Origin of the sequence: Collinsella sp. An268, assembly GCF_002159765.1 — a bacterium.
Classification (GTDB): domain Bacteria; phylum Actinomycetota; class Coriobacteriia; order Coriobacteriales; family Coriobacteriaceae; genus Coprousia.
On the sequence record NZ_NFJH01000004.1, the window covers coordinates 162,132 to 177,321 of the forward strand.

General features: G+C 59.5%; 13 protein-coding genes. 3 read left to right on the top strand and 10 right to left on the bottom strand.

Translation table 11 applies throughout. From position 1 onward, the window contains the following. Nucleotides 1-8 precede the first annotated feature (8 nt). Together B5F70_RS04800 and B5F70_RS04805 are read right to left on the bottom strand one after the other, a co-directional pair. Nucleotides 9-1,613 carry a DUF2130 domain-containing protein gene (locus tag B5F70_RS04800; protein ID WP_087204423.1) on the bottom strand — a complete coding sequence of 535 codons (1,605 nt, stop codon included), beginning with the start codon at nucleotides 1,611-1,613 and terminating at the stop codon, nucleotides 9-11. Between the two features lie 20 nt (nucleotides 1,614-1,633). Further along, a complete protein-coding gene (locus tag B5F70_RS04805; protein ID WP_087204424.1) occupies nucleotides 1,634-2,569 on the bottom strand; it encodes a LysR family transcriptional regulator in 936 nt (311 codons plus the stop codon). A gap of 111 nt (nucleotides 2,570-2,680) precedes the next feature. Here B5F70_RS04805 and B5F70_RS04810 point away from each other — a divergent pair, with 111 nt between their 5' ends. Next, complete coding sequence (locus tag B5F70_RS04810; protein ID WP_087204425.1) at nucleotides 2,681-3,730, top strand: YeiH family protein; 1,050 nt, start codon at nucleotides 2,681-2,683, stop codon at nucleotides 3,728-3,730. A 75-nt stretch (nucleotides 3,731-3,805) separates the two neighbouring features. Here B5F70_RS04810 and B5F70_RS04815 read toward each other — a convergent pair whose 3' ends face one another. The 3 genes from B5F70_RS04815 to B5F70_RS04825 form a co-directional block, all read right to left on the bottom strand. Next, nucleotides 3,806-5,017, bottom strand: a complete 1,212-nt coding sequence (locus B5F70_RS04815; protein ID WP_087204426.1) for a type II restriction endonuclease — start codon at nucleotides 5,015-5,017, stop codon at nucleotides 3,806-3,808. Beyond that, a complete protein-coding gene (dcm, locus tag B5F70_RS04820) occupies nucleotides 4,995-6,170 on the bottom strand; it encodes a DNA (cytosine-5-)-methyltransferase (RefSeq protein WP_087204427.1) in 1,176 nt (391 codons plus the stop codon). The genes B5F70_RS04815 and dcm overlap by 23 nt, the downstream gene beginning before the upstream one ends. A 161-nt stretch (nucleotides 6,171-6,331) precedes the next feature. Beyond that, a complete protein-coding gene (locus B5F70_RS04825) occupies nucleotides 6,332-6,673 on the bottom strand; it encodes an HIRAN domain-containing protein (RefSeq protein WP_087204428.1) in 342 nt (113 codons plus the stop codon). Between the two features lie 169 nt (nucleotides 6,674-6,842). Here B5F70_RS04825 and B5F70_RS04830 point away from each other — a divergent pair, with 169 nt between their 5' ends. Continuing rightward, nucleotides 6,843-7,886, top strand: a complete 1,044-nt coding sequence (locus B5F70_RS04830) for an HNH endonuclease (protein WP_158094931.1) — start codon at nucleotides 6,843-6,845, stop codon at nucleotides 7,884-7,886. Nucleotides 7,887-7,986: 100 nt separating this feature from the next. Here B5F70_RS04830 and B5F70_RS10745 read toward each other — a convergent pair whose 3' ends face one another. Together B5F70_RS10745 and thpR are read right to left on the bottom strand one after the other, a co-directional pair. Then, nucleotides 7,987-10,602 (bottom strand): Sau3AI family type II restriction endonuclease, encoded by a 2,616-nt coding sequence (locus B5F70_RS10745; protein WP_206383503.1) that lies wholly within the window; start codon nucleotides 10,600-10,602, stop codon nucleotides 7,987-7,989. Between the two features lie 143 nt (nucleotides 10,603-10,745). Next, entirely contained in the window at nucleotides 10,746-11,282 is a 537-nt protein-coding gene (thpR, locus tag B5F70_RS04845; RefSeq protein ID WP_087204430.1) for an RNA 2',3'-cyclic phosphodiesterase, read from the bottom strand. 140 nt (nucleotides 11,283-11,422) lie between these two features. Between thpR and B5F70_RS04850 the strand changes: the two genes are divergently transcribed. Beyond that, entirely contained in the window at nucleotides 11,423-11,737 is a 315-nt protein-coding gene (locus tag B5F70_RS04850) for a zf-TFIIB domain-containing protein (protein ID WP_087204431.1), read from the top strand. Nucleotides 11,738-11,902: 165 nt separating this feature from the next. Here B5F70_RS04850 and B5F70_RS04855 read toward each other — a convergent pair whose 3' ends face one another. From B5F70_RS04855 to B5F70_RS04865, 3 genes are all read right to left on the bottom strand, one after another. Beyond that, nucleotides 11,903-12,856, bottom strand: a complete 954-nt coding sequence (locus B5F70_RS04855; RefSeq protein ID WP_087204432.1) for a hypothetical protein — start codon at nucleotides 12,854-12,856, stop codon at nucleotides 11,903-11,905. Nucleotides 12,857-13,102: 246 nt separating this feature from the next. Beyond that, entirely contained in the window at nucleotides 13,103-13,360 is a 258-nt protein-coding gene (locus tag B5F70_RS04860) for a hypothetical protein (protein ID WP_087204433.1), read from the bottom strand. A 274-nt stretch (nucleotides 13,361-13,634) separates the two neighbouring features. Then, entirely contained in the window at nucleotides 13,635-15,035 is a 1,401-nt protein-coding gene (locus tag B5F70_RS04865) for a 6-phospho-beta-glucosidase (RefSeq protein ID WP_087204434.1), read from the bottom strand. Nucleotides 15,036-15,190: the final 155 nt, after the last annotated feature.

The window sequence follows — 15,190 nt, forward strand, 5'->3', positions numbered from 1 at the left end:
CCCGCCCATCACTCCCCCTGCTCCCGCGCCGCCTCAAACGCCGCCTTCATGGTCGCGTTGCCGCGCGTGAGCTTGCGTATGGTGAGGTCCTGCGCCTTATCGTTGGCAAGTCGCAGGTTGTTCTCACTCGAGATCAGGTTCTCCTTCACCTTCTGCAGATGCGAGATGGTCTTGTCGATCTCGTCGATAGCCGTGTTGAACTTATCGCTCGCGATGCGATAGTTGCGCTGGAACTTACCCTGGAAATCCTCGAGCTTCGCCTCGAAATTGGTCACATCGATGTTCTGCTGCCGCACGAGCGCGAGCTCCTGCTTGTACGCGAGGGCGTTCATCGCGGCATTGCGCAACAGCGTGATGAGCGGGATGAAGAACTGCGGGCGGATGACGTACATCTTGGGGTACCGGTAGGAGACGTCGACGATACCCGTGTTGTAGAGCTCGCTCTCGGGCTCCAGCAGCGTCACCAGCACGGCGTACTCGCAGCCCTTCTTGGTGCGGTCCTGGTCGAGCTTCTTGAAGAAGTCCTCGTTCTTGTGCTTGGTCGCCGTCTCGTCGTTCTCGTTTTTCATCTCGAACATGATGGAGACGACCTCGTTGCCCGCCTCATCGCACTCGCGGAAGATGAAGTCCCCCTTGGTGCCCTCGCTCGCATCGTTATCCTTCTCGAAGTACGCGCGCGGAAACGCCGTCATGCGAAGACGGTTGAACTCCGTCTCGCAGTGCTGCTCGAGTGTCTCGCCCACCATCTTGGTGGAGAGGCGCGCCTTCATGTCGCGCAGGCGCTCGATTTCCTCGTCCTTGTAGCGAATGAGCTCTGTTGCGGTCTTCTTGGCCTCCTCGAGCTCCAGGCTATGCGTCGCCTCGATCTGCTGCCGCTCTGCCTGATACAGGGCCTTCTCGTGCACGAGGGCGCTTCTCGCCTCGTCGCGCTCCCGCCTGACGGCCTCGACCGCTTGGGTGACGGCCAGCTCGCGCGCCGCGCCCTCGCCGGCAAGCTTCTCCTTGAGCGCCGCGATCTCCGCATCCTTCGCCGCCACGCTCTCGTGAAGCTCAACCTTGGCGCGCGCAGACGCTTCGGCAAGCACAGACTGCTGCCTCTGGGCAGCCGCCTCGGATTCCGCCGTCAGCGTCGCAATCTTCTGGTCGCGGGCAGCGACCTCCCGCTCAAGCTCCTGTCGGGCAGACGCCGCCGCCAGCGCCGCCGCATCATCCCGCTGCTTGAGTTCCGCCGTCAGACGATCGATTTCGCGCTGCAGGTCGACAACGCCCTTCGCGGCCTCCTCGCGCGCGGCGGCGGCAGCGCTCTCCTGCGCGAGCGCGCGCTCGCGGTCCGCGGCGTCGAGCTTTGCCGTCAGCTCGCGAATCTCTGCCTCACGCGCAGCCAGCGCGCTCTCGCTCTCCTGTCGTGCAGACGCCAGGGCACGCTCGCTCTCGCTGCGCGCCTTCGTCTCTGCCAGCGCAACCGCCTGCGCCTTCTCGCGCTCAAACGCCTCGGCGCGCTCATGCAGCTCGGCAGCGAACTGCTCATCGCGCACTTGACGCACGATGTCCGCGTACCCCGACTCATCAACCGTAAAAACCGTCCCGCACTTGGGGCACTTGATCTCGTTCATCGCTCACGCTCCTCGCCGCGCTACCGCGCCTCGTCTTCACCTGTCAGAAGCTTACGACATCGTGCGGACAAAAAAGTGCGCCATCTCCCCACAAGAGCGCGCAGGTCGTCCTCATAGATGCTCCCCCTCTGCCAGATGCCGCAGATATCGTGGCTCACGGCGAAACCATCCGGCGTCACGTCCTCGAGCTCACCACATGCGAGCTCGTCGGCAACCGCCATGCGGTAGATGAAGGTTACGGCATCGCTCGCGCGCACCACCGCCTTGATTGCCGGAATGCCGCCGAGCTCCGTCACACGGGCGAAATCCCCAATACGGCGATCGCGCGCCGCGAGCAACCGTTCCAGGATCTCACGCGTACCAGAACCCCGCTCGCGCACCACGAGCTCGCATCGCAGCAGGTCCTCCAGCGTACGCGCCCCCGGGGAGAGGGCGCCGTTGCCCGCACGCGCCACGGCGACGAACGGCTCCCGAGCCACCACCTCCGCCTCAAACAGCGCGCGGTCGAAAAACCCTTCCACCAGTGCGAGATCGAGCTCCCCCGCGGTGAGGGCGCGCGTTAGCTCGGCGGTATTCCCCACGGTCAACGCGACATCTACCAGCGCGCCGGCGCCTCGCTCCCGCGTGAGCAGAAGGGGCGCCAGGTAGTCGGCCACCGTGCGCGTGCATCCGAGCCGGAGCTCCCGCTCGGGCTCGCCTTGAGCGGAGCGAAGCTCGGACCCCAGACGCGCCTCATCGTTGGCAAACGCCCCCAATCGCCGATACGCGACCTCGCCCGCAGCCGTAAGCCGCATCGCCCTTCCCTCGCGCTCAAACAGAGCGCAGCCATAATGGGACTCCAGCGCACGTACGTGCTGCGTAACAGCCGGCTGCGTGATGTGCAGCTCATCGGCGGCGCGCGTAAAGCTGCCCGTCCGGCACACGGCCAAGAAGCTCTTCACGCGATAATCGAGCATGCAGCACCTCTCATAACAGATTGTGATGTGTATATAAGTGTTATGTGGCTATTCATTATGACTCATGCGCTTTACGATGTCACCATTGCCACTCAGTATGAGGAGATCGACATGACCGCACTCGAACGCATCAAAGATAACGGCGCCGGCATCGCTCTTTGCCTCGCCATCGCATTGCCTGCCTGGCTTCTCGGTAGGCAGTTTGACATCATCGGCGGCCCGGTCTTCGCCATCCTCATCGGCATGGCAGCCGCCGCCATGCTCCGCTCCCGCAATACGTCCGCGTTTGCATCCGGCATTGCCTACACCTCAAAGAAAGTGCTTCAATACGCCGTCATCCTGTTGGGCTTCGGTCTTAACCTTGCACAGATAGCCCAGGTTGGCGCTACGTCGCTCCCCATCATCATCTCCACCATCACCACCTCGCTGGTTATCGCGTTCGTTCTCAGCCGAGCCCTCAAGATCCCCGCGAAGATCTCGACGCTCGTCGGTGTGGGCTCCTCCATCTGCGGTGGTTCCGCCATCGCCGCAACCGCGCCCGTGATCGATGCCGATGATGAGGAGATCGCTCAGGCTATCTCGGTCATCTTCCTCTTCAACATCGTCGCCGCCCTCATCTTCCCCGCCCTCGGGGGCATGCTTGGCCTCACGAACGAGGGCTTTGGGCTCTTTGCCGGCACCGCCGTGAACGACACGTCATCGGTGACTGCGGCCGCGGCGGCTTGGGACGGTATGCACCCCGGCGCCAACACGCTCGATACCGCCACCATCGTCAAGCTGACGCGCACGCTCGCCATCATCCCCATCACGCTTGTCCTCGCATTCCTGCAGGTGCGCAGCGCTCGCAAGGCGGCAGCGGCGGGAGAGAGCACCGAGGGCGCCGGCTCGTTCAACCTGGCAAAGATCTTCCCCGTCTTCATCCTCTTCTTCGTGCTCGCAAGCGTCATTACCACCGTGTTTGCGCTGCCCGCCGAAGTCACTGCACCCGTGAAGGAGCTCTCGAAGTTCCTTATCGTAATGGCGATGGCGGCCATCGGCCTCAATACCGACCTCGTAAAGCTCGTCCGCACGGGTGGAAAGCCCATCCTCATGGGATTCTGCTGCTGGGTCGGCATCGCAGCCGTGAGCCTGGGCATGCAGCACCTGTTGGGCATCTGGTAAGAAAGCATGCCCGTCACACCGCTACGAGCAACTTTATGAACCCCTTGAAGGTGTGCTGAGAACACCGCCTCGTTTTCAGCACACCTTATTCTGTTTGCCTTCAACAAGGGCGCAGAAATCGGCCACGTCCATGAGCCAATGTTGCTGGACTGCCGTAAAGGTTGCAAAGAGAGACCTGGGCACCACCAATTGCAGGTGGTCTTTCTGCATCGCCTTGGTATATGCCTCGCTCACCGCAGGTTCTAGCGTAATGAGATGCTTTTCCGCAATTCGGTCTGCCTCATCCAGAACTTGCCGCCATCTCTCTTTGATGGTTGTCTTGGCACCCAACATGGTAAGAGCCTCTACAGGAAACGCGGTGTCGTGATACGCCTCTATTGAAGGGAAAATAAAATCGGGTTTAGATTTTCCCTCCGTATAACTCTGGGCAGAGTAGCTAATCCGCCTTGCATCGAATAGCATGCGTAGCTGATTCTCAAAAGCTGAGCCGGCGCGCGATTTGCGACGCTGGAATGTCGACATGGCAATGCGCAAAATCCCATCGATATCGTCCGTCCTTATAAACGGCTCGAGCTCACCGGCAACAAGATAGCGCTCGAAGAGACGGAAGAGCATCTCCTCCCGTTCATAGCAGGCAAGCAGAGATTCATCTGGATGACTGTGCCAGTCAAGCTCACCCAGTGTCTCAGCAGCGTAGCGAGAGAATTCCGCGCTTCGGGGAAAATGATTCCCAAACGTCTCGATAAGTCCGTCAAGGTATGCATCGGCAGCAATGGGCAGATCGATCTTTACGCCCATGCATTCAAGCAAGTCGGCAGCAAGTGAGCCAACACGGGCTTCATCAGCCTGTGAGAGTGCAAACGACGTGGTAGCACCATCAAGCCCAAAGAGCCAGCATACCTGAGATGCCATATTGCTCTCCGCACGGGTAATCGCAACGAGGACTTCTCCGCGCCCCGTGAGGGCAACTACCATCAAATCACCCTCACGCGCCTGCTCGATAACGGCGTTGTCCTTGTAGTACAGACGGTATTCGGTTCGATTGGGTATGTTCCTGCGAGCGTCGTACCAAGTCATTAACCCGCTGTCAAAAAGCGGATCCGCGTCATCGGTTAAGTACACAAACCTCGCGGGCATATCTTTGATGTCGTCGTCACCAAACAGGGAGCGCAAGACGGAGACCCCATTGAACTCGTGCTGGTTGCTCTTCTTTGGATCGACGTCTACGGCGGCGAGCCGCTTTGCTGCCACGCCGTCGAAGTACTTATTCAGCGTTCCGTAATCCATCGTGAAGCGCCTCCAACATGAGTTTTGCAACAGATCGAACGACCGGAACCGTAACGGAATTGCCAAATTGGTGATATGCCTGCGTATCAGACACGGGAATGATGAAGCGCTCCGGGAATCCCTGGAGCCGAGCGCACTCGCGCGGTGTCAGCTTGCGCGGGTTCTCCCCCTCTCCGCGTGAGACGAGAATCTCACTGCCGTCCTTGTGATAGCGAGCTGACAACGTGCGTGTGGTGTCCCCCGGGCCGATAACGCTATAGCCAAATCCGTTGCCGGCGGCTTCGTGCTTGGCTTTGTAAGCTTTAAGATATGACCAAAGCTTATCCGAAAGCGTATAACGGTCGTCAACCTCGGCTTCCAATATTTCCGCCGCCGTATGTTCGACATCTTGTATCTCGAGGTCATCCCAAGAGAAGTCTGTCGGCTCCCTAAACCCCACAATGTAGATGCGCTCACGATGTTGACAGGTCCATCGCTTCGAATCGAGGACCTTGTAATGGACATCATAGCCCAACTCATCCTGCAGCGTCTGCATAATGATACGGAACGTCTTCCCTTTGTCGTGACTTGTCAAGTTCTTGACGTTCTCCAGTAGAAAGGCGCGCGGTCTTTTGTCCCTAATGATGCGGGCAACTTCAAAGAAAAGCGTACCTTGGGTTTTATCTTCGAAACCCGTTGCCCTACCTAGGGAGCGCTTTTTTGAAACGCCCGCTAGAGAAAACGGCTGGCAGGGAAAGCCTGCAAGCAGGATATCGAAATCCGGAATATCCCGTGAAGAGACGCTTCGAATATCGCCTGCGGGTATTTCACCGAAATTCATGCGATAGGTCTTCTGAGCGAACTTGTCCCACTCACACGAAAAGACGCAACGGCCACCGAGCTCCTGAAAAGGAAGGCGGATGCCCCCAATGCCCGCAAACAAATCGATAAACGTAAAAGCTGCGTCATCAGAGCAGTCCGATGCAAAGGGAGCCGTGTAGCCAAGTGACCTTATCAGCTTCAAGTCTGCAGCGGTCGGCCTGCACTCGCCAAGCTCCCAGCGACGCACTGTACGGTCCCCATGCGGCCCCAGCCCCAGTGCAGCGGCAAACTCTTTTTGCGTAAGGCCAAGCTCGATGCGTTTCGCCTTAATCTCATTCGAATCTTCTGCCATGGTCCTCAGTCTCTGGAACGATTGCAGGACATTATGTCCTCCTATTAACCCAGAGAGTAGTGTATCGTGCGGCGAAATAGGCGGCAAGACCGCTGCAGAAATGCCCGTACTCAAAACCATCACCCCAAGGAACGCAATCAGAAACGAGGTGGTCTTTTGGATTATCGTCCGGTGGACGAACGCGAGTCGGCGACATACACAGCAGCGCGCACCTGATGCCATGGGCTCCGCTCCGGCGCAACTTGTTGTACGACGCACTCGAACGCATCTGCATGCCCGTAATGCATCATAACGGCGAACAGCTCGTTATGGTCTGCCGGAATATAGCCGAGACGCTTTCCCTCGAAATACAATGCGATAGCCGAGGAATCGTGCGGGTTGTCAGGCTCGGCGACCATCTGAAGGCGCATCCCGGGCTTGAGTGCGTCAAGCACAAGAGCACCCTCGCCAAACTGGAACCCTGCGATATAAAACGTTGCCAACACGCGCGACGGTTCATACATAGCTGCCTCCTCGTAATTCCAGCGCGGCTTTTGCCGCGCCTTCCTGCCTATAAACAGCATATGGCGTCGTGCGGACAAAGAATGTGCACCCAGAATATGTCGTTTGGCCATTGTTCACTTGATCAGGAAACACAGCCGTGATCTAATGAAAGAGTCGTTGGGAGCGTATATGACTATTCAGTTTTTTCAAGGCCCCACTCTCAGTCTAGAGAGAGCAAAGCGTATCGCCCCAACTGACTACTCTAAGGCCTACGACTGGTTCATGAAGCATGCCGGCGAGATAGGACCACGCCCCTATGGGACTAACGCCCCAAAAGATGTGGGCATCACCTTGTGCGCTCAACGCGGCATACACAAACCGAAAGGTCAATTTCGCTATGCTCTATCGATAACCTCAACTGCCAATCCGTTCTACAGCACCGATAGGATCCATCGGCTCGATGGCGACACTTGGGTGGTTTCCTATAGTGAACAGCGTCAAAACGATGGAAGCAGCGACACCAATACGGTATATAACGAAGCACTGCACAATTGCCTGCACGACGGGCTTCCCGTCGGGATCTTCATCAAGCAGAACTATGGGTCATTCCTCTGCCTTGGACTGGCATTCGTTGAACATTACGACAACGAGGCGAGAGCGTTTCTGCTACATGGTCCCGTAACCACCGAAACCGGCAAAGCACTATCGCCCATCGTTTCCGAATCGATCAATAGACCCACAATCGAACATGTTCTGATTGCGTATAACGGAAGCGTCAACGGAGTACTTGCCGATGAGATAGATCGAGCTCTCACTACCGGCCAGCTTAACGATGACAAGGGCGATCTCATACCGCTCGTTCGCGCCGCTCGCCAACGCCAGTATCGCGATGCACTCTTTGAAACATATCAAAGCCGCTGCGCAATCACAGGATGCTGCGAGGGCAATGCGCTGCAGGCGGGACGCATCGTATCCTATTTGGGGGCAGCCAGTAACCGCCCCTCAAACGGTCTCTGCCTGCGCGCTGATATTCGACAGCTCTTTGACCGCCACCTTCTTTCAATCAATCCCGAGCACCTAACCGTACGGGTCTCTTTGCCTCTCATGCAAAGCGAATATCGAAACCTCAACGGAAGGTCGCTGCTCCTTCCCGCCGACAAAAAGAAGCTACCCTCATACTCTAGACTCGCTGCGCACTACGCTGAGTTCCTAGAACGAGACGGCACCCCATAAGAACTGCGTTTTGCATCCACGAGGCAAAGACCACCGCATTTGAATGGGCTCTACAGTCGCCTAGCAATTGCCATGCCCACGCGATGGGGAATGCCGACGATCAGCGCGTTGCCCATACAAAATGCTCGGTTGATATCTGACATCCCGGTATCCGTCCAGCCTTTCGGGAACCCCTGCAGCTGGTCGAGCTCGTCGGGAACCAGCCGGCGATACCTGCCGTCGGCAGTCCGCACGATATGCTTGCTCCGAGAAGCAGACCCCCCCCCTCACTTGTAAGGATTGTTCTTGCCGGCGCGTCTACGGGGTCGGGAAAAGCCATAGCACCTTCAGAATAGGTATAGGTGAAACCCGTGCTCCTGTTAACGCGCGGCTCATTTTTCCCGCCCTTGAGGTAACGCCATTTTTCGAGCTTCTCGTCCTCCACGTAGAAAGATTCCGGAACCTCCTCATCGGGAACGAGAACATCTCCCAGCACGTGATGCGCACCGACGTAACGTGGCAGAACTTCAGCCGTCAAAACCCGACAATCTTGCATCACACCGGCGCGCATGAAGGGGGATTTCTTTAGGCCGAGGCCAAAGTGTTCGGAGTTCTCGTAAGGATCTGCAAACAACGAGAACGACGAGGCGTCCTCCGTCACCTCAGCGGGGAACGCATCGGCAAAGATACCGTCCTCGAGACGCGTTTCAAGATCCCACTGCCCTTCAGTCTTCTCAGCAAAAATGTATACCCGTCGCCTTTTCTGAGGAAAACCGTAATCCGCACCGTTGATAACACGCCACTCGACCGCGTAGCCAAGCGCGGCCAGACAGGAAAGAATAATGGCGAAGTCGCGGCCGCGTTGGCTTGCCGGGCTCTTAAGTAACCGGTCCACATTCTCCAGTAGTACGTATTTGGGACAGTTCTTAAGCCGGAGAAACCGGTAAATATCCCACCAGAGCACGCCCTTCTTGCCCTCGATGCCATTTGCCTGGGCTAGCGGCTTTGCAACCGAGTAATCTTGGCACGGAAAGCCTCCGACCACCATATCAACGTCTGGAATGTCAATCTTTCCCGCCTCGTACTCATCCAGCACGCGGTGAATGTCTTCATTAACCACTGAACCGTATCCGAAGCGCGTCTCGTAGCAGCGGGCGGCAAATTGCTTAGCAGGAGAACCCTGTGGCTCCCATTGATTAGCCCAAACCGTCACGAAAGGCCCCGCTGCCGGTAGAGAGAACTCGGGATGGTCCGCTCGGTTGTATCCCTCAAGACCCAAACGAAAACCACCCACACCGGCGAACAGTTCTGCTACTCGAATTACGTTTCCCGACACGCTGCTCCGATCAATCTTTTCCTCAATCGCCCTCGACGTCGAGGCCCAAAGTTCCCGCTTTACTCTATCGATCTCCTGACCGATGTAGCGCGCATTGAGCCAAAAACACTTTTTTGTTTCGAAGGATCCATACGGCGTAGGGAGGACATCGTTTTTGTTCCTTCCATGCGGTCTCACATGGCAGCAGCGATTCTCCGTCGATCTGACAGACCGATCGGCCCGCCCCGCTCGTACACGGCGCCGCATCTCCTCATAGCACCGCTTCGCCTCTAGAAGATCCTTGTCGGGCATTTGCCAAAACAGCACTTCAGCCAACTGATAGCGTCCGCGATGTTCGAACGACTCCCTAAATATGACAAACAGATACTTCTGGTGTAGATAGTCGTAGAAATCGCTCTCTTCAAATTCCTGTTGTGCTAACTCCATATAGCTAAAGGTGGGAAATGAGATGGACTCCTTCGGTATGCCGTCGTATTTCAACCGGATGGTCTTGGGTTTTATCCCTGCCTTTTCAAACTCGGCAATTTTGGATTTTTCATCAACGCCCAGGAGCGAACGAGTGATAAGGGCGCACAGGTTCTTCGGCTTCCTACCGTGAGCCACATGATATCCACAGCAGGATGCAAGCTCCTCCTCGGTAAGTCCGATATACGGTTCGAAGCGATGCCGCACAAGTTCCAACAAATCAAGTTGCGCCTCGCCACGCTTGCGCTGTATTCGCTGCGCATCGAGTAAATGATTGAACGTCGCTGTCATGTACGATGATTTGAGCGCCCACGCTCGTGGTTTTGCCGGAATGGTTGAATACGGCTGCGGTGTTCGCGCTTTTGAGGATGACGCCTTAGTTGCAGCCTCTAGATAGAGCGTGTCCGAACCGGAAAGCTCGTGCGCATGACCTGCGCGAATCTTACCAACAACGGTATCCCAATCCTTCTTGAACGTTGGAACGTCCTCTGGCGGAATATGCCAGAGCTCAACCAATTTGACCAGATAATCAACCGGATTGAGGTCCTTGTCGTACTGATAGGCAATAAGCAGAATCTTATGGAGCTTTTTGAGCAGAGAGCTGCTCTCCCACGTTTCATCAACCACCTTCATGTAGTTGATCATGCTGATAACGAGGCGCTCCTTGGCTGAATATCCACCGTTCTTCCGACGCTTAAGCGGCGTCGTCTTGAGCTCGGTCCCCACCTCTTCAAAATCCGGAGCGCTTTTTGAGTTGGGGGCATAATGGAAGAAGTACTGCTCGACCGCATTGCCGAAGGCGCCGCGCCGCACGTGAGGATCCGTCAATGCGTCGATGTGGCACGCATTACGCAGAGTCGTACCTTCCAGCTGCTTGGCGTACGCCGCAATTGACGCCAAAGACGAGGCATCGTAATCACGTTGTTGAGCCGGCATCGCGCCCTCCCCAAAGAACATGAGTTCGATCAGCGCGATTGTACCGATCGATCATATGTTCTCTGTGGATCACGCGCCATATATCAAGCATCCGACGGAGCGACTTGCCATCGGCGTCATGCAGCACGAGCCCCCGTTGTCTCTCAGCTCTCGGAAGCTAGGTCCACGCTGTAGAGCGGCTTGTAGGTTGCACCCTCCGCGGAAAGCGTGCTCTTGTAGAACGTCATGTACTGAGCCTGTGCGGGCGCGGGAAAATCGAGCGCTGGAAGGGCACCTCGCGGCAACTTGGCGCGGCGCACCAGCGTGATGTGGGGGCGGAACGGCTTTGTATCGAAGGCGATACCGCGCTCGGTGAGGGCACGGCGCAAGTCCGCTGCCGTCCCCATCAGCTCCGGTGCGGGCGATATGCCGAGCCAAACCGTGCAGTCGGCAGGCTTGCCGAACGTGCCCAAGCCCGTAGGAGCGAGCCCGAGGAGGCGCCCGTCCCCTGCCACCTCGTCCATCGCCTCGATGACAAGATGCGATTCCATCTCGCCTATCTCGCCCAGAAACGCAAGCGTGAGATGGTAGGTCTCCCGTCGCATGAAGCGCCCGGGGACCGTACAGGCCAGCTGCCGCGACAGGCGCGCCAGCTCGTCTCTAAAATCGCAAGGTACCTCGATGGCGATAAAGGTTCTCACAGGCCACCTCCACATAGACGATGACCCGATGATACCCGCTCCCCGCTCGTTTGGCACCGCTTGCCGAGCGAGGAATAGCCCGCGCGCAGCTGGGGCATATGCGAACACATGCACATCCGCCCTACGAACAGGAGGCACCCATGAAATGCCCGGTTTGCAAAGACGTGACGCTGCTTATGACCGAGAAGAACGGCGTCGAGGTTGACTACTGCCCCGAATGCCGCGGCATCTGGCTCGACCGCGGCGAACTCGACAAGATCATCGAGCGCGCACAGGGCGCCCGCAGCGCCTACTATGAGGAAGAGCGCCGTGAGCACGCAGACGACCGTCGGCGCGAGGAGCGCTCCTACGACCGCAAGCGCGAGGAGGAGCGCTACTACAAGGAGCATAAAAAGAAGAAGTCGAGCCCCATCTCCGCGCTGTCGGACATCATGGAGATCTTTGGCGGCGAATAGCATGTAGCGCGGCGCCGCTCGCCCATGGCAGAGCGCTGCGTCGCGATGCAGTCCATCCGCCCGCACCGTATTCCGCGTATCATGCGAAAGGCGCCCCGTAAGGCGCCTTTCTTTTCCATCTGGATGATGAGCGCGCTCATTGCGAGCGCTCGAGGTCTTGTGCGTTTAGCCGCGGAACCCACCGCGATCGCCGAAGCCGCCGCGGCCGCCGCGATCGTTGCCACGGCCACCGAAACCGCCGCGCGAACCGCCACGGTCGCCGAAGCCACCACGGCCACCGCGATCGCCGCCGCGACCGCCGAAGCCGCCGCGGTCGCCACCACGGCCGCCGCCGAAGCCGCCGCGGCCGCCGCGATCGCCGCTACGGCCACCGCCGAAGCCGCCGCGGCCGCCACGGTCGCCGCCGCGCCCGCCGCGGTCACCGAAGCCGCCACGTCCGCCGCGGTCGCCACCGCGGCCGCCGCGGTCGCCGAAGCCGCCGCGCGGACCGCGATCCTCATCGAGGCCCATGCCCACGAGCGGGTCGATTACCTTATCGAGCATCTCGAGGAGCGCGATGGCGTCCTCAGAGGAGAGCGTGGGGATGTACTTCTTGCGCTTCTCGCCCTGCGCCTTGGCAAGCTCCTCGGCGTCCTCGCTCGCAAAGACCACCACGGCGCGCATATCGTTGTCCTCGGGCTCGATGCGGCCCACGATGTCGTGCTTCTCAGCCTCGGCGAGAATGCCGTTGAGCTCGCGCAGGCGCATGCCCATGAGGTCGGCCATCTCCTTCTGCTCCATACGGGGCTTGAGCTCCAGAAGCTTGAGGGCTCGCATGAGGTTGTCGTTGCGCTCGCGATCGACCTCGGCCTCCTGCTCGAGCGCGCTGCGACGGTTGCGCATCAGGCGCGCAGCGCGGTTGAGCTTATCGAGGAGCTGGCCGTCCAGGTCCTCGGGAACGTCCTTCTTATCCGCATCCTCGGCGGCATCATCGGCCTCGGCGTCATCCGCCTCGGCAACCACGGTCTCGGCAGCGACCTCAGCCGGGGCAGCCTCAACCTCGGTGGCCTCAACCTCGGCAGCCGGCGTCTCGATCGCTTCGTCTACGGTCTCGTTCATCGTCTCGTTCATCTCGTCCATACAGACCTTCCACTTTCTGCGCCGCCTCGGCGCGTCATCTGGGCGCTTCCGCGCCATCGGGGCCTTCCGGCCTTCTCAAACAAGCCGCCTTCCGGCGGCGACCATTCAGTTTAGGGGCTTTAGCCGCGCCGGACCGCTAGAACTTCGGCGCGCACAAAAGGCGCACGTCATGGGGACGTGCGCCCTCGCAACCATGCCCGGCAAGACACATGGCGGGAATTCGGGCCGTCACAGCCGCGCGATAGATCACCCGCGCGAGGCGCCAACGCTCTGGCGGTCGCGCAGCCATGTCTTGAGGGGACGGATGATTACCGCGAGCACGAAGGAGATGCCGGCGGCTATGCGCAGGGGCACGGCCGCACCGGGGTACGCCTCGGCGAACGCCAGGAAGAAGAGGCCTACGAGTACGAGCGTGTAGGCGTTGCCCGCATACCGGAGGATGGCGCCCTTGAGCCCCGTGAACTCGCTCTCGCGCTCACCAACCAGATTATCGAACCAGCTCATGGTCGCTCCTTCCCTCGGACGCGGCGCCCCGGGCGTCGCGGGCCTTCCAAGTAACCCCCTCTTTGGTATCAGGATTACCCCGCAACCCACCGGTTTGTGTGAGCGCACCATCAGGATTGGGTAAGGTCGCCGCCATCCACCACGCCCGAGCAACCGTCCACCGCCGCTCAGGACCCGGCGGTGATGAAAAACGCGCCCGTCTAAGTGACGGACGCGTCCAGAAGAGGGATGCGCTATGTCGGGGCGCAGGGCACCAGCGTGCCCCGCGCAGCCGCTACTTGCCCTCGGCAACCAGACGGGCGGCGGTCTCGTCGGTGACCGTCACGCCAGCAGCCTTGAGCTCCGCGATCTTCTCGGCAAACTGCGGCAGGTACTTCTCATGCGCCACGAGGAGCTCGTTCAGGACGCACTGGGCCTTCTTGCCATTCTCCACCTGCGGGTTCAGGCAGAACGCCTCGAGTGCCTTGCCGTAGTCGCCCGTGATGGCGGCCTCGATGACGCACTCCTCCATAGCCTTCATGCACTGCAGCCAACCGCGCTCCTGGCTGGGCATGGGACCCCAGGCGAGCGGCTCGGCACCGTGGCGGCCGATGAGCGCGGAGACCTCGACGATCGAATCGGGGGCGAGGTCCGGCACCGCGCCGTTGTTCTGCGTGGAGACGACCATGTGAGTGTTGGTGTCGCCGTAGATGGCGGCGATGGTCTCGCAGGCGGCATCGGAGTAGTGGGCGCCGCCGCGCTTGGCGAGCTGCTCGGGCTTGTGGTCGAGCTCCGGGTCCTTGTAGAGCTCAAAGAGCTCGTCCTCGGTCCTCTTCACGACCTCGGCGCGGCACTCGCCCTTGCCAAAGTCGCGAACCTCTTGGGCGAGCATCTCCTCGTGCATGTAGTAGTAACGGTGGTAGCCGCAAGGGATCATGCCCATGGAGTGGAGCATCTCAAGCGGCAGCTCGACCTCGTCGATGTTGGCGGGCATGCCGTTGTCGCGGTCGTTCAGGTGGCTGATGATGTCGTGGGTGACCTCACGGCCGTTCTCGTCCCACACGCGGTGCCAGTGGAAGTGGTTGAGGCCGGCAAAGCGGAAGGTGAGGCGCGGGTCGTTCTCCTCGTAGCCAATGAGCTTGGGCTCGTTAATCATGGAGCCCACGGGCACGTTGCAAAGGCCGATGGTCTTCTTCCAGCCAAAGTGCTTGATGGCGGCCTCGGTCACCATGCCGGAGGGGTTGGTGAAGTTGATGAGCCAGGCATCCGGGCAGAGCTCGCGCATGTCGGCGATGATCTGGCCGATGACGGGAATGGTGCGGAAGGCCTTGAACATGCCGCCGGCGCCGTTGGTCTCCTGGCCGAGCATGCCGTAGGACAGCGGAATGCGCTCGTCCTTGATGCGAGCATACAGCAGACCCACGCGGAACTGCGTGGTCACAAAGTCGGCGCCCGGCAGGGCCTCGCGGCGGTCGAAGGAGATGTGTACCTTGACGTCGTAGGGCGAGGCATCCCACATGCGCTGCGCCATGGCGCCGACGGTCTCGACCTTCTCGCGGCCGTCCTCAATGTCAACGAGCCAGATCTCGCGCACCGGCAGGCGGTCGTAGCGCTTGATGAAGCCCTCCATGAGCTCGGGCGTGTAGCTCGAGCCGCCGCCGATCGTTACGATCTTTACGCCTTGCTTGTCTGCCATGTGGGTGTCCTTTCTGCCCCAGCGGCACCGTGTGGCGCCGCGCGTTTCCGAACATCTCCAGTGTGCCTGTCGCTCGCACGCGGCGCAGCAAGTCTGAGATGTTCTGCATCTTTTTAGGGCAGAATTGCCTTAGATTATACTCAGATTGAATCGTT